Below are 21655 nucleotides of genomic sequence, written 5' to 3'. Positions count from 1 at the left end.
GGCAAGCGCGCCGATTTTCGCACATGGCCGCTGGCGCGGTGGCGCGGGCGCTTGTTCGCGGGCCGTCCTCTGCGTAGAACGATGGGCATGAAACACATATCCAGACTGTTCCTTGGACTCGTCCTTTGCTTGCCGGTTGGCGGGGCAGCGGCGCATCCGCATGTCTTCGTCGATGTCGCGCTGCGGTTCGAGTCCGATGGCGCCGGCCACCTGACCGGTGTCGAGGTGACGTGGCGCTATGACGACTTCTTTTCGCTTCTGATCCTGAGCGACATGGGAATGGACGCGGATGGCGACGGCGTCCTGACCGATGCGGAACGGGCCCGCCTGAAAGGTTTCGATCTCGAGGAATGGCCCGAGGGGTTCGAGGGTGATCTCTACATTCATCGCGGCGACGAGAAGATCACGCTGGACCATCCGGTGCCGACTGGTGTCGCCCTCGAGCAGGGGCGCATCGTTGCCACGCATCGCCGCAGCTTTGGCCCCGTGCCTGCGGACGGTGTCCGGGTCGAGCCGTATGATCCGACATATTATGTGGACTACACACTGACCGGGCCAATCAGTCTGCCTGACGGGTGCGATCACAGGATCGCCGAGCCCGATCTGGACGAGTCGCAGCGCGCGTTCCGCGAAATGCTGAGCGAGCTGAGCGCCGAGGAAGAGTTCACCGGGATCGAAGTGGGCAACCTCTTTTCCGACGTGATGGTCATCTCATGCGCCGCCCCGTCCTGATACGGCCGGTCCTGAGCCTTGCCGCGCTCGTCCTCGCGGCCCTGGTGATCTGGCTGTGGGGGTTTGGCGGCGCCAGCTCGGTCGCCGCATGGGCGAAGGCCGGTCAGGCCGAGACGCAACAGGCCATGGCCCGAATCCTGCGGGCGCTGCGGACGGGTGATCCGGGCGCGCTGACGGCGCTGTTGGGGCTGTGCTTTGCCTACGGGTTCTTTCACGCGGCGGGGCCGGGTCACGGCAAGATCCTGATCGGCGGCTATGGCATGGCCGCGCGGGTAAGCGCGCTGCGCCTGTCGGCCCTGGCGCTGGCCTCCAGCCTTGCGCAGGCGGCCTCTGCGGTGCTGCTGGTCTATGCGGGGGTTCTGGTGCTGGACCTCACGCGACAGCGCATGACCGGCCTGGCCGAGGATATCATGGCGCCGGCCAGCTATGCCGCGATTGCCGCCGTGGGCGCGTGGCTTGCCCTGCGCGGTCTGCGTCGGCTGCGGCGCGCCATCGGCGCGGCGACGGTGCAAGACGCCGCCTGCGCCACCTGCGGTCATCACCACGGCCCCACACCATCCCAGGCCGAGGCCATCACGGGCTGGCGCGACGCCGCGGCGCTTGTCGCGGCCGTGGCGATCCGGCCCTGCACCGGCGCGCTGTTCCTGCTGATCCTGACATGGCGCATGGGGCTGGAGGTGGCCGGCATTCTGGGCACTTTCGCGATGGGTCTTGGCACGGCAAGCGTGACGCTTGCCGTCGCGCTCGCCTCGGTCACGCTGCGCGAGGGGGCGCTGGCCCGCATCGCTGCGACAGGGCAGGGCAGCGCGATGGCGCGCGCGTTGCCGCTGCTGGAATTGACCGTCGGCGTGATCATTGCAGCGCTTGCGCTGCAATTGATGCGCGCGGCCTTGTAACACGGGCTTGCGCGGGGTCGTCCGCACGGCTAACGCCGGGTCATGCAACCGCGCCTCACATATCGTCAGCACGCCCGTGCCGTGCTGGGTCTCGGACTGCCGCTGATCGGCAGCCATGTTGCACAGTTCGCCATCAACCTGACCGATGCGCTTATGCTCGGCTGGTACTCGGTCGAGGCGCTCGCCGCCGAGGTACTTGGCGGCACGCTGTTTTTCGTGATCTTCATCATGGGATCCGGGCTGGCCTGGGCGGTGATGCCGCTGGTGGCCTCTGCCGAGGCGTCGGGTGAGGGCGCGCAGGTGCGTCGTGTCACGCGCATGGGGCTTTGGGCGTCTGTACTGTTCGGCCTGGTGTCGCTGCCGCTGATGCTGGGCTCGGAGGTGGTGTTCGGTCTTCTGGGGCAAGAGGCCAGTACCTCGGCCCTGGCCGCCGAGTACCTGATCATCGCGGGGTGGGGCATATTGCCGGCGCTTATGGTGATGGTGCTCAAATCCTATCTCGCCGCGCTGGAGCGTACCGCGGTGGTGCTCTGGGTGACGGTGGCGGCGGTCGGGGTGAATGTCATCATCAACTATCTGCTGATCTTCGGCAATCTGGGATTTCCCGAACTGGGCATGCGGGGTGCCGCGATCGCGTCGTTGTTCGTGCATCTCGGATCGCTTGGCGCGCTGATGATCTATGTCCGGCTTGTCGCGCCTGAACATGCGCTGTTCACTCGCCTGTGGCGCCCCGACTGGACCGCATTGGCGCAGGTGTTCCGGCTGGGCTGGCCGATCGGGATCACCAACCTCGCCGAGGTCGGGTTGTTTGCCGCCGCCTCGGTGATGATGGGCTGGCTGGGCACCCTGCCGCTGGCCGCACACGGGATCGCGCTGCAGGTGACGTCGGTTGTGTTCATGGTGCATGTGGGGCTGTCGAACGCTGCAACCGTGCGCGCGGGACAGGCGCATGGGCGCGGCGACGGGCAGGGGTTGCGCGACGGGGCGCGTGTGGTGCTGGGGGTGTCGGGGGCGGTGGCGCTGTCGACGATGGCGCTGTTTCTTCTGGTGCCCGACCCGTTGATCGGTCTCTTCCTTGACCCCGACGACCCGGCCCGTGCCGAGGTGATCGCCATCGGGCGCGTGCTGCTTGCGGCTGCGGCGCTGTTTCAGCTTGTGGACGCGGCGCAGGTCATGGCCCTGGGCCTGTTGCGCGGCGTGCAGGACACCCGCGTGCCGATGGTCATCGCCGCGCTGAGTTACTGGGCCGTCGGGGTGCCGCTGAGCTACGGTCTGGGCTTTGTCCTTGGGTATGGCGGGGCCGGCGTCTGGCTGGGCATGGCGGCGGGGCTGGCGCTGGCGGGCGTGTTCATGCTGGTGCGGTTCTGGGGCTGGTCGGTGCGCGGTGTGCAGGTCGTGGCCACGCCCGACGCCTGAGGTGGGCGGCGAGCCGGTATGACGTTTGCTTGCGCCGCGACGGGGCGTGCCCATACGACTTGCCCGATGAACGGATTGCGTTTCGGCGCGGCCCTTGTCAGAACCGGGGCATGAGCACGGCATGGACATGATGATGCGCCCGGTTCTGGCAACCATTCTTTTCGGATTGTGCGCCGCCCAGGCGGTGGCGGCCCCGACGGGGACGTTCCGGCATGCGCATAATGTCGGGTTTGGCGCGCAATCCAGCCTCGATCCGGCCTCCAAGGGGCGCGTCCTGCAGATCATCGAGAAAATCCAGAGCCGCCTTGTGCGTCCCGGCGCCTCCGGCAGTCCGGCACCCGATCTGGCAACCGCATGGGAGCCTAACGCCGACCGCACGGTCTGGACCTTTCACATTCGCGACGATGTGCGGTTTCATGATGGCAGCCTGCTTGGGGCCGATGACGTGGTCTATTCCATCAAGCGGGTGATAGATCCCGACTTTGGCAGTCCCGCGCGCGCCGCCGTCAAGATGATCGACCGGGTCGAGGCGACCGGTCCCATGACCGTGCGCATGGTGCTCGATTCCAGCTTTGCGGATCTGCCCCTGCAACTCATGGACCCGCGCCTTCGAATCGTTCCCGCGGGGTCGGGCGACACGGTCGGTCAGACCGGGATCGGGACCGGGCCGTTCCGGGTCGAGACATTCGATCCCGACGGCATCACGGTCCTCACGGCCTTCGAGCAGTATTGGGAAGGTGCACCGTCCCTCGCGCGGATCGAGGTGATCGGTGTGCCGGATGCGCAGGCGCGGCTACAGGCGGTTCTGGCCGGGCAACTGGACATGGAACGCGGCATCGCCCCGGTGCTACGCCGCGCGCTTGAGGATTCGCCCCGGTACCAGTTGCACGAGATTCCAACGGGCAACTGGATGGGGCTGGCCTTTCGAACGGACCTGGAGCCGTTCGACGACCCGCGCGTGCGCCGTGCCCTGCGGCTGGTTGTGGACCGTGAAGAGATGCTCGATCTGGCGCTTGACGGGGGTGGCATCGTGTCGTGTGACACCCCTGTCGCCCCCGACGACCAGTACCGTGCCGAGATGCGCTGCCCGCCCGATCCCGAACGGGCGCGCGATCTTCTGGCCGAGGCGGGATATCCCGACGGGATCGATATAGATGTCTTCGTCTCGTCGCTCGATCCAAGCTGGCCGGTGATCGGCGTCACCTATCAAGAGCAGGCGGCGCGCGCCGGTATCCGCGTCAATGTCGTCAACGCCGCTGCGGACGGGTACTGGTCGATGGTCTGGATGAAGAAACCGGCCTTCACCACAAGCTGGGGCGAACGGCCGGCCGATCAGGCCCTGAACGAGGCGTTCCATTCATCGGCGAAGTGGAACGAGACAGGGTATGCCAATGCCGAGTTCGACCGCCTTCTCGAGGCGGCACGGGCCGAGCTTGAATTTTCGGCACGACGGGATCTGTATATCGCGGCGCAAAAGCATCTGGCCAAGACGTCGGGCACATTGATCCCGTTTCACGTCACCCAGCTGGTGGTCCTGTCGAACCGTGTGACACGGTTCGACCCCGTTCCCAACGATGCGCTGCGCTGGCATCTGGTTTCTGTCACAGACTGACAGGCGGTGCGCCTCCAGCCGGTGCGATGCGGTGCTTTACCTTACCTGCCGCCCGTCGCGCGCCGGAACAGGCGCGTCACGATCACGAAGAACAGCGGCACGAAGATCACGCCCAGAACCGTGCCCGAGATCGTCCCCCCCAGGACGCCCGACCCGATCGCGTTGCGCCCGCCCGAGCCCGCGCCGGAACTCAGCACCAGTGGAAGAACACCCAGAGAGAACGCCATCGACGTCATGATGATCGGCCGGAACCTCTGGCGTGCGGCGACCGCCACGGCCTCGATCACCCGGTCACCGGCATCGTAACGCTCGCGCGCGAACTCGACGATCAGGATCGCGTTCTTGCCGGTCAGGCCGATCACCGTCAGCAGACCCACCTGAAAGAACACCCCGTTCTCGAAGCCGCCGATCCAGGCGCCGGTCAGCGCGCCGACGATGCCGATGGGCATGGCAAGCATCACCGCGAAGGGGATCGACCAGCTTTCGTAGAGCGCGGCGAGCGACAGGAACACCGCGGCCAGCGAGAGCGCGTAAAGCAGCGGGGCCTGGCTGCCGGATTCGCGTTCCTCCAGCGAAAGGCCGGTCCAGGCCAGGTCGAATCCGGGGCCGAGCTGGGCGACCAGGCGCTCCATCTCGGCCATAGCCTCGCCTGTGGTGACGCCCTGTGCCGGAGAGCCCTGCAACTGCACCGAGGGAATGCCGTTGTAGCGGTAAAGCCCTTGCGCCCCGTAATCCCATGTGCCCTCCGCGAAGTTCGAGAACGGGACCAGCCCGCCACTGGCATTGCGGACGCGCCATTTCTCGATATCCGTCGGGGTGGCGCGGGCCTCGGCCTCGCCCTGGACATAGACGCGCTTGATCCTTCCCTGATCGAGAAAATCGTTCACATATGTCCCGGCCCACGCGTATTGAAGCAGCTGACCGACATCGGTGGGTGTCAGCCCCATCGCGCCCGCCTTGCGCCAGTCGATGTCGAGATTGAACCGCGCCGCATCCTCCAGCCCGTTCGGGCGCGCCGATCCGATGAGATCGCTTTGCGCCGCCGCCCCCAGAAGCTGATTGCGCGCCGCCATCAGATCCGCGTGATTTTGACCGCCGCGGGCCTGCAGATAGAAGTCGAAGCCCGACACGTTGCCCAGTTCGATGACCGACGGCGGCACCACGGGAAAGACCTGCGCATCCTGGATCTGGCTGAACGCGCCAAAGGCCCGCCCGGCAAGGGCCTGCACGCTTTGACCGGGATCCGTGCGCGCGTCCCAGTCCTTGAGCTGCACGAAGCCGAGGCCCATGTTCTGGCCGTTGCCCGAAAAGCTGAACCCGACCACGCCGAACATCGATTCCACGACGTCGGATTCCTCTTCGAGATAGTAATCCTCGACCTGCTTCAGCACATCGAGAGTCCGCTCGGCGCTGGATCCCGTCGGGGTCTGGATGAGGGTGAACAGGATGCCCTGATCCTCTTCTGGCAGGAACCCTGTCGGCGTGCGCACGAACAGGAACGCCATCGCGATCGCGAGCGCGAGATACACCACGAAAACCCGCACCGGGCGACGCACCGACCAGCCCACGGTGCCTGCATAGCCGTTGGACAGTGCGCCGAATCCCTTGTTGAACCACGCGAAGGGTCCGCGCCTTGCGGCATGGCCTTTCGGTTTTAGCAGCGACGCGCAGAGCGCCGGGGTCAGCGTCAGCGCCACCACCACCGACAGCGCCATGGCCGAAACGATCGTGATCGCGAATTGCTGGTAAATCACCCCGGTAGAGCCGGGAAAGAATGCCATCGGCACGAAGACCGCCGACAAGACCATGGCGATGCCCACCAATGCGCCGGTGATCTGGCCCATGGATTTATGCGTGGCCTCGCGCGGGGGCAGGCCCTCTTCCTCCATGATCCGTTCGACGTTCTCGACAACCACGATGGCGTCGTCGACCAGCAGGCCGATGGCCAGCACCATCGCCAGCATCGTCAACGTGTTGATCGAGAATCCGGCCGCGGCCAGAACCCCGAAGGTGCCCAGCAGGACCACCGGCACGGCCAGCGTAGGGATCAGTGTCGCGCGCAGGTTCTGCAGGAAAAGGAACATCACGAGGAACACGAGGCCGATAGCCTCGAACAGCGTCTTGACCACTTCCTTGATCGAGATTTCCACGAAGGGCGTGGTATCGTAGGGAATTACGTATTCCACGTTCTCGGGAAAGAACTGTTCGAATTCGGCCATCCGGGCCTTGATCGCGCGGGCGGTATCCAGCGCGTTCGCTCCCGGCGCGAGGGTGATCGCCATGCCCGCGGCCGGATCGGTGTTGAACCGGGCCGTGGTGGCATAGTTCTGCGCCCCGATCTCGACACGCGCCACATCGTCGAGCAGCACCAGCCCGCCATCGGTTTCGGCGCGCAGCACGATCTGGCGGAAATCCTCGGGCGTGCTCAGCAATGATTGCGCGGTGATCGTGGCGTTGAGCTGTTGCCCGTCCACCGCCGGGCGTGCGCCGAATGCCCCGGCCGAGATCTGCGCGTTCTGCGCCGAAACGGCTGCCACCACGTCGGAGGGCGTCATCCCGAACGCGGCCAGCTTCGACGGGTCGAGCCAGATGCGCATCGCGTATTCCGCACCAAAGACCTGAACCGACCCCACCCCCTCGATCCGGCTGAGTTCATCGACGAGGTTCGTGGACATGTAATCCGACAGGTCGACCTGTTGCAGGCTGCCATCGGTCGATATCATGCCGACGACCATCAGGAATCCCGCCGAGGATTTCTCGACGGTGATGCCCTGCCGCTGCACCGTCTCGGGCAGAAGCGGCGTGGCCTGGCCCAGCTTGTTCTGAACCTGGACCTGCGCGATATCGGCGTCGGTCCCGGTCTCGAAGGTCAGGGTGATCTCGGCATTGCCCTGCGAGGTCGAGCGTGACGAGAAATAGCGCAACCCGTCCAGCCCGGTCATCTGCTGTTCGATGACCTGGGTGACGGTGTTGGCGACGGTATCGGCCGAGGCACCGGGATAATTGGCCGAAACCGTAACCGACGGCGGCGCGATGGCCGGGTATTGCGACACCGGCAAAAGCCGGATCGCCAGCACTCCGATGCCCATGATGAGAATGGAGATGACCCAGGCAAAGACCGGGCGGTCGATAAAGAAACGTGCCATGCGCCTGTGTCCTCGGCCTGATTGCTCTGCGCGGGTTACTCTGCGCGGTTCTCGGGGGCCACGGTCGCGCCCGGCCCGGTCTTTTGAAATCCGGCTACGACGATCCTGTCGTCGGCTTCGAGGCCGCCATCGACGACCCACGCATTGCCCTGATCCTGCACGATATCGATGCTGCGTTCCTCGATCACGTTGTCGGCGTTCACCACCCATGCCATCGGCTGCCCGCGCCGGTCACGTATTACGCTTTCCTGCGGTACCAGAAAAACCGCCTCGGCCACCTCGACAGGCATCTCGACCTGCACGTACATGCCTGGCAACAGCAACAGGTCCGGGTTGTCGAACTGCATGCGCAGCGTCACCACGCCGGTTTGCGGATCGACATTCGGCTCGGCGGCCTTGAGCTGGCCGGTCTCGGAGTAGTCGGACCCGTCCGCAAGCCGCAGGCTGACTGTCGTGTCCACGCCTTCCAGCTCTTCCTCGGTCTCGCCGCGGCGCCAGCGCAGAAGGTCGGCGGCGGATTGGGTGACGTCCACGTAGACCGGATCGATGTTGCGGATCACCGCCAGGGGCTGCGCCTGGCTGGCGGTGACGAGCGCGCCCTGAGACGTCTGCGACAGGCCGATGCGCCCCGAAAGCCGCGCGCGCACCGTGGTGCGCGACAGTTCGATCTCGGCGGAGTTGAGCTGGGCCTCGGCCAGTTCCAGACCGGCCTCTGCGGAATCGCGTGCCGAGATCGCCTCGTCAAGCGCCTGCTGGCTGGCCACATTCCGAGACTGAAGTTCCAGAAGGCGGTCGGCGTCGCGCTGTGCGGCGCGCAGTCGCGCCTGGGCCTGCGCCACGGACGCGCGCGCCTGCATGACCGCGGCCTCATAGGTCGCGGTGTCGATCTGGTAAAGCGGATCGCCTTCGCTGACATCCGCGCCCTCGTCGAACAGGCGCTCGGTGACGATCCCATTGACCTGCGGGCGCACCTCGGCCTCGGCGGATGCGGCGACGCGCCCCGGCAGCAGCGAGGTCAGCGTCACATCCTCGGGCGAGACGCGAATGACGGTGACGGGTACCGGGTCCTGCGACTGTTGCGCCTGTGCAGGGCCGGATATCAGCCCGGCCGCGGCCACGAGGATAGATATGAACCTTACGGCTATAGCCATGACACGCCCCTTCACGCTGCGGCAATGGTGGTTGTCCCGGTGGACGGGCCACCGCTGAGCTCCTTAGATATCCGTCCAAGGCAAATTGCAAGCGCGCGGGCCGCGATGCAGCGCCGACATGCGTCCGGGACGCCCGGCATCTGTCAGGGTGTTGCCGCCAGCGATGTCAACCATTCGCGGAAGCGGTCGATCTCGGCCGAGTGTTGCGTGTCTTCGCGCGCGATCAGGTAAAACCCCTGGTCCATCGGCAATTCGTAACGCGACGGCGAGATGACCAATCCCTGTTCAAGGTAGCGTTGCGAAAAGCGCCGCATGATGATCGCGGACCCCTGACCGCTGGCCAGCATCTGCAACGCGATCAACGACGAGTCGGCCTTTATCCGCTGTGCGGGGATCGGCAGGTCGAGATCGAAACGGGCCGAAAGCCGGTCCCAGTCGGCTTCGGACCCGGTGACCTGAACGACGTCCGCGGCCGCCAATGCCTCGATTGTCGGGCCGCCCTCGAAGCTGGCGGCATAATCGGGATGACAGACCACCGTGGCCCGTTCGATCCCGAGCGACCAGATCCGCGTTTCCGGCCAGTCGCCCGTGCCATAGCGGATATCCACGTCGATCGAGGCATCGTCCATGCGGTCCGACCAGACCGCGGTCGAAAGCTGGATGTCGATATCGGGGTTGAGGGCGCGAAACGCCTGTAGCGACGGTGCCAGAACCAGCGCCGCGTACGAGATGGACGCGCGCACGCGCAGCGCCTTCCGGCGCGGCACCCGGAACAGCCCGTCGGTCGCCGATTGCATGTCCCGGAACGACTTGCGGATCGGTTGCGCATAGGCCTGGCCCAGGTCGGTCAGCTCGACCCCGCGCGGCAGCCTGTGGAACAACTGAACCCGCAGATGCTGTTCGAGCATCCGCACCTGCTGGCTGACCGCCGCCGGGGTCAGCGCCAGCTCGTCTGCGGCCGCGCTGAACGAGCTGTGCCGCGCGGCCGCCTCGAACGCGCGCAGCCAGATGACATGGGGCAGGCGGGTCATGCTGGTCTCCTTGGTCCATGCGGGCGCGCGGCCAGCGTGCCGCCTGCCGGTATCCGGCCCAATCGCCGCCCCGTCAACGCCCCGGGCCCCCGACGCGTGGTAAATAATCTTGGCCCATAGCGGTCAAAGCCGTTGTTTGTGATGTCGCCCGGTCTGCTGTCTGGTGTGTGGCTGACACTATCCGATGCAGGTATCCGTCATGCAAGCCAATGAGTTCGACTATGTGATCGTCGGTGCGGGATCGGCGGGGTGCGTTCTGGCCGACAGGCTGTCGCGCGACGGCCGTCACAGCGTGCTTCTGCTCGAGGCCGGTGGCTCGGATGCGCGGGTCTGGATCAAGGTGCCGATCGGCTATGCCTTCAACGTCGCCAACCCGGCGCTGAACTGGGGCTATTCGACGCAGCCCGATGCGGGTCTGGCCGGGCGCTGCATTTCGTGGCCGCGCGGGCGGGTGATCGGTGGATCTGGCTCGATCAATGCCATGGCCTATGTGCGGGGCTTGCCGCGCGATTTCGATGATTGGGCCGCGGCGGGTGCATCGGGCTGGGGCTGGGACACGGTGCGCGCCGTCTATGACGGCATGGAGACACGGCACGCCCCCGACGCGACCGGTCACAGGACCGCGCAGGGCGATGGCCCTGTCTGGGTCAGCGATCTGTCCGACCAGATGCACCCGTTTTCGCGCAGCTTCCTGGACGCCGCCCGCGATGCCGGCCTGCCGCTATCGGACGACATCAACGTGGGCGAGGGTGTGAGCTATTACCGCAGCACCGTGCGCGACGGCCGCCGCTGGTCGTCGGCGGATGCGTTCCTGCGCAAGGCGCGGGGCCGGGCGAACCTGACGGTGTGCACCGGCGCCGATGTCCAGCGGATCGAGGGGCTGACCGGGCAGGGCAACAGCCTGCGCTACCGCCACAGGGGCCGCGACCGCACCGTGCGTGCGCGCCGCGAGATCATCCTGAGCGCCGGGGCGATCAACACGCCGAAACTGTTGCAGCTATCGGGCGTGGGGCCGGGGGCGGTCTTGCAATCACTTGGCATCCCCGTGCGCCGGGATTTGCCGCAGGTCGGGCGCGGGCTTCAGGATCACCTTGCGGTCTCTTACCAATTTCACGCAACACAGCCCACCTTGAACGGTGATTTGGGCACGTTGACCGGACGGCTTCGCGCGGGGCTGCGCTACGCGCTGCGGCGACAAGGGCCGCTGGCCGTGCCGGTCAACCAGGTGGGCGGGTTCGTGCGGTCCGCGTCCGACCGGGCCGGCCCGGATGTGCAACTGTTCTGCAATCCGGCCAGCTACGAGATGTCGCCCGCGGGCCGCCCCGTGCTGGACCGGGCGCAGGGCTACCTGATCTCGGCCCAGCCCTGCCGCCCGACCAGCCGGGGTGCGGTGCGCCTTGCCTCGGCCGATCCGGACGCCGCGCCGATGATCGAGGCCAATTCGCTGGCGACCGAGGCCGATCGCGACGCGGCGCTGCGCGCCAGCCGGCTGCTGCAACGGCTGGCCGCGGCCCCCAGCCTGCGCGCGGTCACCCGCGCGGCCAAGGCCCCCGATCTGACGCGCCTTGATGATGCCGGGCTGATGGAGGTGTTCCGCGCCCGTGCCTCGACCGTCTATCACGCGTCCTGCACCTGCCGGATGGGCCACGGACCCGAGGATTCGGTGCTGGATGCGCGGTTGCGGGTGCACGGCGTGCCGGGGCTGCGGGTCGTGGATGCGTCGGCCTTTCCGAATGTCACCTCGGGCAATACAAACGCGCCGACGATGATGCTGGCGATGCGCGCCGCCGATCTTATCTTGGAGGATGCAGGGTAAGGCGCGCCGCATGAAATGCATGCGATAACCACTGACAGGAATGGGGAAGACAATGATCCTACTCGATACGTTCTACATCAATGGCGCGTGGGTCGCGCCGGCGTCGGATGCCACCATGCCGATCATGAACCCGGCCACCAACACCGCAATCGGCACGCTGTCGCTTGGCGATGCGCAGGATGTGGACCGGGCCGTCGCGGCCGCGCAGCGCGCGTTCGACAGCTTTTCGCTGACCCCCAAGGCCGAACGGCTGGACCTTCTGAAACGCCTGCGCGCGGTCACTGTCGCCCGGATGGAAGAGATGGCAAAGGCGATGTCGACAGAGATGGGCGCGCCGATGACCATGGCGCGCGAGGTGCAGGCCGATGCGGCCCTTGGTCATCTCGACGCTTTCATCGCCGCGCTGGAGGCCCAGCCCGAGGAAGAGGTGCTGCCCAACGGTGACATCCTCAGCCGCGAGCCGGTCGGGGTCTGCGGCCTCATCACGCCGTGGAACTGGCCCATCAACCAGATCGCGCTGAAGGTGATCCCGGCGCTTGCGACGGGGGCGACCTGCATCCTGAAACCGTCCGAGCATACGCCGCTTTCGGCGCAGATCTATGCCGAGATGGTCCACGAGGCGGGTTATCCGCCGGGTGTGTTCAACCTTGTGCAGGGAGACGGCCCCACGGTGGGGTCCGCGATGTCGCGGCACGAAGGTATCGACATGATGTCCTTCACCGGCTCGGCGCGCGGCGGCAAGGCGGTCAGCCATGACGCGACCGACACGATCAAGCGCGTGACGCTGGAGCTGGGCGGCAAATCGCCCAACCTGGTGTTTGCCGATGCCGATCTGCCGGCGCGTGTGACCGAGGGCGTGCGCGCCTGTTTCGACAATTGCGGCCAGTCGTGTGACGCGCCCACCCGCATGCTGGTCGAGCGCAGCTGTTACGACCGGGTGCTGGAGCTGGCGACCGAGGCCGCGGCGGCGCAGAAGGTTGGCGATCCCGCACAGGAGGGCGATCACATCGGCCCGCTTTTCGACGAGATCCAGTATCACCGCGTGCAAGAGATGATCGGGGTCGGCATTGACGAGGGCGCGCGCCTGCTGATCGGCGGGCCGGGAAAACCCGAGGGGTTCAACGAGGGCTGGTATGTCAGGCCCACGATCTTCGCAGATGTGGACCCTGCCATGCGGATCTCGCGCGAAGAGATTTTCGGCCCGGTGCTGGTGATCACCCCGTTCGAGGACGAGGCCGACGCGATCCGTCTGGCCAATGACACCGAATACGGCCTTGCGGCCTTCATCCAGACCGGTGACGAGGCGCGCGCGCGGCGTGTCGCGCGGCGGCTGCGCGCCGGCAGCGTCAACATCAACGGGCAGGCGGCCAATTACGGATCGCCCTTTGGCGGGTTCAAGCAGTCTGGCAATGGCCGCGAAGGTGGCGTGCACGGGCTGGAGGATTACCAGGAGATCAAGCTGCGCACGCCGTTCGTCGCCTGATCCAGCCATTGGCGCGGCGGGACCAACCCCGCCGCGCCACCTTTGCACGTCACATCAGGCAACATCCTTGCGAGGCAAGTACGAGGCCCCCGACGCGCCGCGCTTGGCCAGAACACGGTAGGTGCTGCGCAGAGCGCCGCGGTCGGTGTAGCAGCCGCGCAGGTACCGCTGGCCGCTATCGGCGACATACCCCTCGCGTCCATGCACGATGCGGTGATTGTCGAACACGACGCAGGTTCCGGCCCGTGCGCGGCAGCGCATCACGAAGCGATCTTCTTGCAACATGCGGATGAATTTCACCAAGGCCGGGTAATAGCGATCCAGCAGCGATTGCGGCAGATCGATGTAGTCCTGAAGGTGCTGCGACATGGTCAGGCCGGTCACGTTGCCGTCGACATCGGTCTCGATCACCCGCTGATGCGCGCGGTAATCCCAGTTGTCGTGCCGGTAGAAGAACGGGATGTCGTGACCGGCCAGCAGATCGAACGCCTCGGGGTCTTCGGCCTTCAGTGCCATCGCAACCGCCGCTCCGTCGAGAAACAGCGACCGTCCGCCGTCGACGGTATTGTCGATGCAGTGCAGGAACTGCACGCCTGGCGCCATCTCTTCGCCCGGCAGGTCGGTGTGCATCTCCAGCGGGCCGGCGGTGAAGGCGAGGTTGGTGGGATCGATCTCGACCCTCACGTTGAAAAACAGCCCCTCGGCCGAGGGCGTGATCGGCCCGATCGCGTTCACCAGACGCGGCAGGCTGCCCTCGTCCTCGGCCATGTCTGTGACGAAGGCGATCCCGTCCTCGATCAGCGCGCGGGTCAGGGCGGCGCGTGCATCATCCGATGTCAGCACCGCGTCTTGCGAAACCCGCAGCACCCGGTCGAAGTGGTCGCCGTACCATAATGTGCGCGGCAGGTCGGCCGGGTCGGCCTGCCGGCCTGTCTCGGCCACCTCTCGCAAGAGGGACAGCGGCACGTGACTGGGGGCATCCTCGGCCTGCCAGTCGATCACCAGGCTGTCTTCGGCGACCCGTGCCGATGCCGCCCGCGGCGGCATTTTCAGGGACGAACAGTCGAACACCCGTTCGCGCGTCTGCGGGTCGAAACAGTCGAGGCTGGCATCGCGCAGCCAATAATAGTTGAAATATGTCGCACCCTGCGGCAGCGCGATCGTCATGCCGTTCTCGTGCAGGTCCGCGGTGATATCGGGCATCGTCATTGCCTCCTTTTCCTTGGTGGTCGGGTCGGGGCGGGTTCAGCCCGCCAAAAGCGGTTTCGACAGGCCGGTCGGCGTCACCTCGTATCCCGGCTCTTCGGGCTCGTCGTCGACCATCTCGGCGGGAAAGCCGGGTGCGCTGATTGTCAGCCCGGTCGCATCCTCCAGCCGGCGGATGATGTTGGGCGAAAACTCGCGCTCGCCATAGCGCGCGATACCGTCCTCGAGAATCTGCAGCAGCAGCGGGCTGATCTCGAGCGGCACGTTGCCGGCCGCGGCGATGCCCTGGAACAGGCCGATATCCTTTTTCACCAGGTCCATGGTGAACGATATGTCGCGCGAGCCGTTGAGGATCACCTGGCTTTCGGTCTCGTGCACGAAGGAGGTGCCGGAACTGATCTTCATCGCCTCGTAGGCGGTGTTCATGTCCATGCCGGCGGCCTTCATGGTGACCAGCGCCTCGCAGCAGGTCAGCAGGTTCGCGGTTGCCAGATAGTTGGTCATCACCTTCAGAACCGAGGCCGTGCCGATCTCGCCGGTATGCAGCACGCGCCGCCCCAGCGTGGTCAGCAGCGGCAGGATCCGCTCGAACGTGGGGCGGTCGCATCCCGCGAAGATCGAGATGTTCGCGGTATCCGCACGGTGACATCCGCCCGAGACCGGGCATTCCACCGCGGCCCCGCCCCGCTCGGTGACCAGCGCGGCCAGCCTTTTGACCTCGGCCGCGTCGGTGGTCGACATCTCCAGCCAGATCTTGTCTGCGGTCACCTCGGGCAGCATCGCCTCGACAACGGTGGCAGAGGCGGCCGGCGAGGGCAGGCAGGTGATCACGACATCGCAGTTGCGCATCACCTCGGCGGACTCATGCGCGGCATGCGCACCACGCTCGACAAACCCCTGCACCCGCGCCGCGTCGAGATCGCAGACGGTCAACTCGAAGCCGTTGCGTAACGCACTGCCGGCCAGCTTGCCGCCGACATTGCCGAGCCCGATGAATCCTACATGCATGAGGTTTGCCTTTCACTGATACGTTTCGCCCACCTTGGCGCATGGCCGTCGCGGGTGGAAACGATGGCTTTGCGTCCTGAGCCACAAAATTTTTTGAAACGTCGTCGGCCGTGGTGGACCAAAGGCCGCGCCGCGTCGTGCGCTTTTCACGCGGCGACATGGCATGGCAGGGCAGGGGGCAATTTTCGCACAGGCGCCCGCGGCGCTTGATCACGTCGCCGGTCGATTTACCATATTGACAGGCAGACGAGTGAAATCGTCGCAGTGACTCGAATATTCGACCTAAAAAAGAGAGGTAAGCGACAGTGGCAACGGATGAACCGAGAAAGGGCGCGCGTCTTATGGACCGGCCCGAATACACCAACAAGTTTCACCCGCTGACCGGGCCGGCCGACATGTCCGTCAGGGATGCCGCCGCGGCGATGCAGGAGCGCAACTATGGTTGCATCGTGATCGTCGATGAGAGCAATCGGGTCGAGGGCATCGTCACCGAACGCGATATCATGTACAAGCTTGTGGTGCATGGCAATGACCCCGACAAGGTCAAGCTGTCCGATATCATGACCCGCGAAATCCGGATGGCGAAGGAAACGGATTACGTGCTCGACTGGTTGCGCATGATGTCCAACGAGCGGTTCCGGCGACTGCCCGTCGTCGATTCCGAAGGTCGTATCCAGGCGCTTTTCACGCAAGGCGACTTCGTCAGCTACACGTGGCCCGACCTCTTCGATCAGGCACGCGGACTGGCCAAGGCGACCTTTATCGGCAAGTTCCACTATTTCCTGATCGGGGGCGGGATACTGATCTACGTGCTCGCGATGATCGTGGTTCTGAGTGCGGTCTGACCGCGACGCGGCGCCACGCCCGGTCAGATCAGTCTGGTGAGGATCACGACAAGGATCTGGGCGGCCATCGGGCCGGCCAGAAACGACAGGGCGAGCCCGATCAGCAAAAGACGCCGCGTCCGCTTGGGAAAGCTAGGCAAGAGGGGAGAAAATATCCGGCGCATGAACGGGACATAACGCACGGCCGGACAAAGGCGATTTGGCGCGGCAATTCGCCCCGTGACCGCGCGACGCGACCTTTATGCAGTATTTCGTCATGCGGCCGCCGGCAAGCCGCCGAAGCACCTTCGCCGCATAGCCGCGCATCGTGGCAATGTGACAGAGATGTAACCCGGAATTTCCGATCCAACCTATCCAAGATGACGGGACGCGAAAATCATGGCCCAAGACCGAAACGACAGCAAAGTTTCGCCAGACCCCGGCGCAGAGCAGGATCAAGAAGAATGGGCGGTCGAAACTGCCCTGAAATACCTCGAACGGGGAATGCTGTTCCTGGTCGTCGTGCTGACACTATTCGCCGCCTACGAGGAAATCCGCATCGTGATAGCAGCAAGAAGCGTCCAGCTTGGCGACGTGTTGCTGATGTTCCTTTATACCGAGGTCATCGCGATGGTCGCCGTGTTCTATACCGGGCGTGGCCAGCCCTTCGTGTTCCCGATCTTCATCGCGATCACCGCGCTGTCGCGTCTGATCGTGCTGCAAAGCAAGGAAATGGACCCCTACAGCATCGCGATAGAGGCCGGCGCGATCCTGCTTCTGGCCATCGCGGCGGTCGTGCTGTTGCGCTTCGTCCGCAACTGAGCGGGCCGGGTGACCGTGAAAGGCCCCCTTACCGCGCCAGCACCACGTCGCGCTGAATGTCGAGCCCCTCGATCACCGCGTCCACGAGATAGGCGGCCACATCGCTGCGCGAAATCAGGCCGTTGCGCCATTCGTCCGGATCGCGCAGCACACGGGCGGTTCCCGTGCGTGCGCCCTTGGTCAGGATCACCGGGCGCGCGATGGTCCAGTCAAGGCCGCTTTCCATGATCAGCGATTCCTGCCGGGACTTGTCATCATAGACCCGGCCAAGAACGGCGTTGTGCCCCAGCTTTTCCAGCTTGCTCATCGCGTCGCGGCTGCGTCCGGCGCCAAACCCCGTGACCGCGACCAGCCGGGACACGCCGGTCGCCTGCATGGCGTCGATCAGCGCCGCGGTGGTGCGCGAGAACAGCGTCTCGGTCTGCCAGATCATCGCTGGCCGTTCCTTGATCCCGAGCGCGTAGATAACCGCCGATACCCCCTGCAGGGCGCGGGTCAGATCCTCGGGGTTCTGTGCATCGCCGACGAATGGTTTCAAACCATCGCGCGGGCCCATGGCGTCCGCGCCGCGCGCGAACCCGCGCACGTGCAGACCACGGCCTAGCGCCTCGTCCACCGTCAGTGCGCCGATGCCGGATGTGGCCCCCAGAACAAGAACCGGGGCGTCGGTTTGCGTATCGTTGTCGAGTGTCACGTTGGTCCTCCAGTCATGGTGCCGTGCGATCACGCGCGTGCTGATCGGACGGCGCGTGTGTCTATTCTGTCGGGGCAGGCGGTCCGGGCGCGAACAGGGCGTGTGCTACCACCCTTGCCGCCGCATCCCAGTTCGGCAGATCGCCCGCGGCCGTCAAGGCCCCATTCGCGATCCGCGCGCGCAGCGTGGTGTCTGTCAGCAGACGGCGAAGGGCGCCGGCCATCGCCTTGGGGTCGTCCGAAGGAACAAGCAACCCGGCCGTGTCGGGCACGGTTCCCGGCACGGCCCCGACCCGCGTGCTGACGATGGGCAGGCCGTGACCCATGGCCTCGGCAAAGACGATGCCGTACCCCTCGTAGCGGGTGGCGAGTGCGAAGATGCTGGCGCGCCGATATAGCCCGTCGAGAACCGGCTGGTCTACCTCGCCGGCGATGGTGACACGCGCCCCGAGGTCCAGCGCATCGCGCAGATCCGCCAGAGCGCGGGCCGTGTCGGGCTCGTGTGCGCGGCCGACGATCTCGGCCTGCCAGTCCAGATCGGTCAGGTGTGACAGCGCCCGCAACAGGACGTCATGGCCCTTGCGCCGCGCCTGCAGGCCCACCGACAGGATCAGGGGCGGCGTGGCACGCGGCGTGCGGGATGGGGCGGGTGGGGCGAAGCCCGGCCTGGCGACGCTGATGCGATGCGCGGCGACATCGTAATGCGCCTGTAGCAGCCCCGCGATGTGCGGGCTGGTGACGACGATGTGCCGCGCCAGCCCCAGGTTGGCGGTCTCGCGTGCGGCCATGGCGCGCGCGGTATCAGGGCGCAGGCCCGGCTCCAGCGCGAGGGGGTGATGCACCAGCGCCACAAGCGGCGCACGCGCCTGCGACAGACCTGCCGTGTCAAGCGCGCCATAGGCCAACCCGTCGATCAGTGCCGGGCACTCCGGTGGCAGCGCGTGAATCTGGTCGAGCGCGTCGACCATGTCCGCGCGTGTGGGGTGCGGAAAGCTGTCGCCAAGGCGCAGATGCCGCACGGCGTACCCCGCGTCGGACAAGGCGCTGCCCAATCGGCGGTCATACAGGTAGCCGCCCGTCATCATGTCGAGATCGCCGGGCACCGCGAAGGCCATGGTCGCGGTCCGCGTCACGCCGGCATCCGTCCCCGGCCACATGTCAATCCCGGTGGTCATATCGGACCCGGTGGCACAACGTGTCCGGCGCGCGCAGGATGGATGCGTAATCGCGCGCGAGGTCATCAAACGCGCTTTCGCCCGAGATCATCACGTCAAGCGCCGGATCGGCCAACAGTCCCAGTGCCGTCGCGAGCCGCCGGCGATGCGTCCAGCGGGCGGCATGATCGGCGGGGATACCCCCGACCTGCGACGCGACAAGGCGCAGGCGCCTTTGGTGAAATGCGCCGCCAAGCGGGATGCGGCTGTGTCCGGTGCCGAACCAGCTGGCCTCGATCACCGTGGCCTCACGCCCGGCAAGTGATAGCGCGGTGGCAAGACCTGCATCGGTGGCAGAGGCGTGGATGACGACATCCGCGTCGCCCGGCGCATTGTCCGGCGCCGCGAAATCACAGCCGAGGCGCGCGGCAAGCGCGGCACGACCCGGATCGACGTCGACGAGGCTTACCTGCGTGGCCGGTATGCGCGCGGCGAGATATCCCGCCAATGCGCCCACGGTTCCGGCCCCAATGACAACAACCCGGTCTCCGGGCTGGACATGGGCATCCCACAGGATGTTCAGGGCGGTTTCCATGTTGGCCCCCAGCACGGCGCGGGCGGCCGGCACATCGGCGGGCACCGGAACCGCGGCCGTGGCCGGACAGGCGAACCTGGCCTGATGCGGGTGCAATGCGAACACGACCTGTCCTGCTTCTGGACCGTCGGCGACCCGGCCGACCGCGCCATAGCCGTATTTCACGGGGTAGGGAAACTCTCCCTCCTGAAACGGGGCGCGCATCGTCTGATGCTCGGACGGGGGGACACGGTTTTCGAAGACAAGCCGTTCCGTGCCGCGGCTGATACCCGAAAACAGGGTGTCGATGACAAGATCTCCGGTTGTGGCGGCGACCTGCGTCGCGCGCAGTTCCGCATGTTCGGGGCCGGTGATCCACAGGGCGCGGGTGTCGGTCGCTGATGTCATGATCCGTGCAGCGCGGTGGCCGCCATGGTGTGTGGCCAGACATGACTGACGGATTCTTTCCCCAGCAGACAGTCAAAGACGACATCCGACCCCAGCCCGTAGACCTGCGTTTCCGGCCGTCTTGCCTGTGCGAGGCGCGCGACCGGCCGCGTGGTCAGACCCTGCGGTCCCGCGCCGATCAGCAGCGGCGCGACCGCCACATGAAGTCGGGTCAGAAGGTCCGCCTCCATGAACCGGGCGATCGTGATCGCGCCCCCCTCGACCATCAGATGATCGAGGCCGACGCCATGCAGCGCGGCGACGATGGCATCAGGGTCGATCCATGTCCCGCGCGGCAGGCGGATCACCTCGACGCCCGACGGGCGGGGCGTGTCAACGGTCTGGATAACGATCCGGCGCGCGCCATCCTCGGCAAAAAGTCGCGCAGTATTCGGCAGGCGTCCCGACGGATCGATCACCACGCGGGCCGGTGACCGGCCCGGCACCAGTCGCACGCTGAGGCGCGGGTCGTCATGCAGCGCCGTCTTTACCCCGACGATCACGGCATCCACCAGCGCGCGCATCCGGTGCAGATGCGCAAGCCCGTCGGGCCCCGAGACATCCGACGCGTCACCCGAGACGGTGGCCACGCGCCCATCGAGGGACTGCCCGATCTGGGCAACAACATGTTGGGTGCCCGGTGCGGCGATCATCGACCCGTAGAGTCCGAGCGCGGCCCTCTCGCCCTGTGTCCAGGTCCCGCAGCACAGGCAGGCCGCGCCGTCGCGTGCGGCGCGGATCCGCTCCCAGACCCTCGGTGTTAAATCGGCACTCTGCATCCACAACTCCGTTCACGATGTCCTTGGTCGATGGCGCTTTTCAAGCCGGCACATCCCGCAAAGATAGGCGCTATTCGGGAAAAGTCATCCACGTACACGTCATGCCGGCGGACGTGCCAGCAGATCGACATGCCCGATCTCGGCGTGAGTCTGCGTCAGATCCTGTCGCCGTCGTCCCAGCCAGTCGCTTGCCGTCTCGCACCCGGCCTCTGTGGCGGCCCCGGCAATGCCGGTCAGCAGTGCATCCTGCAATGCCGCGTCCTCGGGGGTCAGACGCCACGGGCTGTTGCCGAGTGTCACGTCGAACCCCTGCTTGCGAAACAGCCCTGCCGCGGTGTCGGCCGCATCGGGTCCGAGGGCAGGGCCGAACCCCTTGTCGCCCTGCTGATGCCTGTTGAACGCATCGGTCACACGGCCATCGTCAGGATCGGCGGGGTGCCACCGCATCCGGCCATCGTAGCTGAGGACGGCGTAGAACGCGATGCGCGCGCGCCACAGTCGCTCGGCAAATCGCGCGACCCAGTCCCGCGACACCAGATCGAGCAGCGCAGAGGCGGTGACCAGATGCACACCATCAAACGGCAAGGCGTCGATGTCGCCCAGATCGGCGTGATATGTCGCCGCCTGCGGATGGTAGTCCGCGGCAATTTCAAGAAGCGCCGGGTCGTTGTCGAGAAGCCGCCAGTCGAGATGCGGGGCGCCGCCTTTTGCCAACGCGCGCACCGACGCCCCGGTGCCACATCCGAGATCGAGCACGGTTGCGTGTGGTGCGACGATCTGCACGGCCCGGTCAAGAAGCGCGGGGTCGCGCGCCCGCGCATCGGCGCCTTCCCGCAGGGTCAGCCATTCGGCATCGAACCCCATC

The 21655-nt window shown here is 66.2% G+C and carries 18 protein-coding genes; 8 read left to right on the top strand and 10 right to left on the bottom strand.

What is annotated here, in order from left to right:
• Positions 1 to 87: 87 nt before the first annotated feature.
• From ACROSR_RS03730 to ACROSR_RS03715, 4 genes are all read left to right on the top strand, one after another.
• A complete protein-coding gene (locus tag ACROSR_RS03730) occupies positions 88 to 732 on the top strand; it encodes a DUF1007 family protein (protein ID WP_432682427.1) in 645 nt (214 codons plus the stop codon).
• The gene (locus ACROSR_RS03725) at positions 714 to 1628 is read left to right on the top strand and encodes a nickel/cobalt transporter (protein WP_432682426.1); all 915 of its coding nucleotides are present in this window, start codon (positions 714 to 716) and stop codon (positions 1626 to 1628) included. The genes ACROSR_RS03730 and ACROSR_RS03725 overlap by 19 nt, the downstream gene beginning before the upstream one ends.
• A gap of 42 nt (positions 1629 to 1670) precedes the next feature.
• Positions 1671 to 3044 (top strand): MATE family efflux transporter, encoded by a 1374-nt coding sequence (locus tag ACROSR_RS03720; protein WP_432682425.1) that lies wholly within the window; start codon positions 1671 to 1673, stop codon positions 3042 to 3044.
• Positions 3045 to 3165: 121 nt separating this feature from the next.
• Positions 3166 to 4656, top strand: a complete 1491-nt coding sequence (locus ACROSR_RS03715) for an ABC transporter substrate-binding protein (RefSeq protein ID WP_432682424.1) — start codon at positions 3166 to 3168, stop codon at positions 4654 to 4656.
• A 41-nt stretch (positions 4657 to 4697) separates the two neighbouring features.
• Here ACROSR_RS03715 and ACROSR_RS03710 read toward each other — a convergent pair whose 3' ends face one another.
• The 3 genes from ACROSR_RS03710 to ACROSR_RS03700 all read right to left on the bottom strand — a co-directional run bounded on the left by ACROSR_RS03710 (position 4698) and on the right by ACROSR_RS03700 (position 9984).
• Positions 4698 to 7802 (bottom strand): efflux RND transporter permease subunit, encoded by a 3105-nt coding sequence (locus ACROSR_RS03710; protein WP_432682423.1) that lies wholly within the window; start codon positions 7800 to 7802, stop codon positions 4698 to 4700.
• A 35-nt stretch (positions 7803 to 7837) separates the two neighbouring features.
• A complete protein-coding gene (locus ACROSR_RS03705) occupies positions 7838 to 8953 on the bottom strand; it encodes an efflux RND transporter periplasmic adaptor subunit (RefSeq protein WP_432682422.1) in 1116 nt (371 codons plus the stop codon).
• 143 nt (positions 8954 to 9096) lie between these two features.
• Entirely contained in the window at positions 9097 to 9984 is an 888-nt protein-coding gene (locus ACROSR_RS03700) for a LysR substrate-binding domain-containing protein (RefSeq protein ID WP_432682421.1), read from the bottom strand.
• Between the two features lie 199 nt (positions 9985 to 10183).
• Here ACROSR_RS03700 and ACROSR_RS03695 point away from each other — a divergent pair, with 199 nt between their 5' ends.
• Together ACROSR_RS03695 and ACROSR_RS03690 are read left to right on the top strand one after the other, a co-directional pair.
• The gene (locus tag ACROSR_RS03695) at positions 10184 to 11800 is read left to right on the top strand and encodes a GMC family oxidoreductase (RefSeq protein ID WP_432682420.1); all 1617 of its coding nucleotides are present in this window, start codon (positions 10184 to 10186) and stop codon (positions 11798 to 11800) included.
• A gap of 52 nt (positions 11801 to 11852) precedes the next feature.
• Positions 11853 to 13283, top strand: a complete 1431-nt coding sequence (locus ACROSR_RS03690) for an aldehyde dehydrogenase family protein (RefSeq protein WP_432682419.1) — start codon at positions 11853 to 11855, stop codon at positions 13281 to 13283.
• 54 nt (positions 13284 to 13337) lie between these two features.
• On the opposite strand, the gene ACROSR_RS03685 is transcribed toward ACROSR_RS03690, so the two are convergent.
• Both ACROSR_RS03685 and ACROSR_RS03680 read right to left on the bottom strand, forming a co-directional pair.
• Complete coding sequence (locus tag ACROSR_RS03685; RefSeq protein WP_432682418.1) at positions 13338 to 14486, bottom strand: TauD/TfdA family dioxygenase; 1149 nt, start codon at positions 14484 to 14486, stop codon at positions 13338 to 13340.
• A 42-nt stretch (positions 14487 to 14528) separates the two neighbouring features.
• Positions 14529 to 15497, bottom strand: coding sequence for an NAD(P)-dependent oxidoreductase (locus ACROSR_RS03680; protein ID WP_432682417.1), 969 nt, complete (start codon positions 15495 to 15497; stop codon positions 14529 to 14531).
• Positions 15498 to 15838: 341 nt separating this feature from the next.
• On the opposite strand from ACROSR_RS03680, the gene ACROSR_RS03675 reads away from it, so the two are divergent.
• On the top strand, positions 15839 to 16342 hold the full coding sequence (locus tag ACROSR_RS03675) for a CBS domain-containing protein (RefSeq protein ID WP_432682416.1): 504 nt from the start codon (positions 15839 to 15841) through the stop codon (positions 16340 to 16342).
• A gap of 378 nt (positions 16343 to 16720) precedes the next feature.
• A complete protein-coding gene (locus ACROSR_RS03670; RefSeq protein ID WP_432682415.1) occupies positions 16721 to 17143 on the top strand; it encodes a phosphate-starvation-inducible protein PsiE in 423 nt (140 codons plus the stop codon).
• 28 nt (positions 17144 to 17171) lie between these two features.
• Here ACROSR_RS03670 and ACROSR_RS03665 read toward each other — a convergent pair whose 3' ends face one another.
• The 5 genes from ACROSR_RS03665 to ACROSR_RS03645 form a co-directional block, all read right to left on the bottom strand.
• The gene (locus ACROSR_RS03665; protein ID WP_432682414.1) at positions 17172 to 17837 is read right to left on the bottom strand and encodes an NAD(P)-dependent oxidoreductase; all 666 of its coding nucleotides are present in this window, start codon (positions 17835 to 17837) and stop codon (positions 17172 to 17174) included.
• Between the two features lie 61 nt (positions 17838 to 17898).
• Positions 17899 to 19011, bottom strand: coding sequence for a glycosyltransferase family 4 protein (locus ACROSR_RS03660; protein ID WP_432682413.1), 1113 nt, complete (start codon positions 19009 to 19011; stop codon positions 17899 to 17901).
• The gene (locus ACROSR_RS03655) at positions 18995 to 19972 is read right to left on the bottom strand and encodes a zinc-dependent alcohol dehydrogenase (protein WP_432682412.1); all 978 of its coding nucleotides are present in this window, start codon (positions 19970 to 19972) and stop codon (positions 18995 to 18997) included. Before ACROSR_RS03655 ends, ACROSR_RS03660 begins: the two co-directional genes overlap by 17 nt.
• Positions 19969 to 20790 carry a RibD family protein gene (locus ACROSR_RS03650; RefSeq protein WP_432682411.1) on the bottom strand — a complete coding sequence of 274 codons (822 nt, stop codon included), beginning with the start codon at positions 20788 to 20790 and terminating at the stop codon, positions 19969 to 19971. The genes ACROSR_RS03655 and ACROSR_RS03650 overlap by 4 nt, the downstream gene beginning before the upstream one ends.
• A 99-nt stretch (positions 20791 to 20889) precedes the next feature.
• The gene (locus ACROSR_RS03645; protein WP_432682410.1) at positions 20890 to 21654 is read right to left on the bottom strand and encodes a class I SAM-dependent methyltransferase; all 765 of its coding nucleotides are present in this window, start codon (positions 21652 to 21654) and stop codon (positions 20890 to 20892) included.
• Between the last annotated feature and the right edge of the window lies 1 nt (position 21655).

Source organism: Roseovarius tibetensis, assembly GCF_050896375.1.
GTDB classification, from domain to species: domain Bacteria; phylum Pseudomonadota; class Alphaproteobacteria; order Rhodobacterales; family Rhodobacteraceae; genus Roseovarius; species Roseovarius tibetensis.
This window is presented reverse-complemented; position numbering and strand designations above follow the sequence as displayed.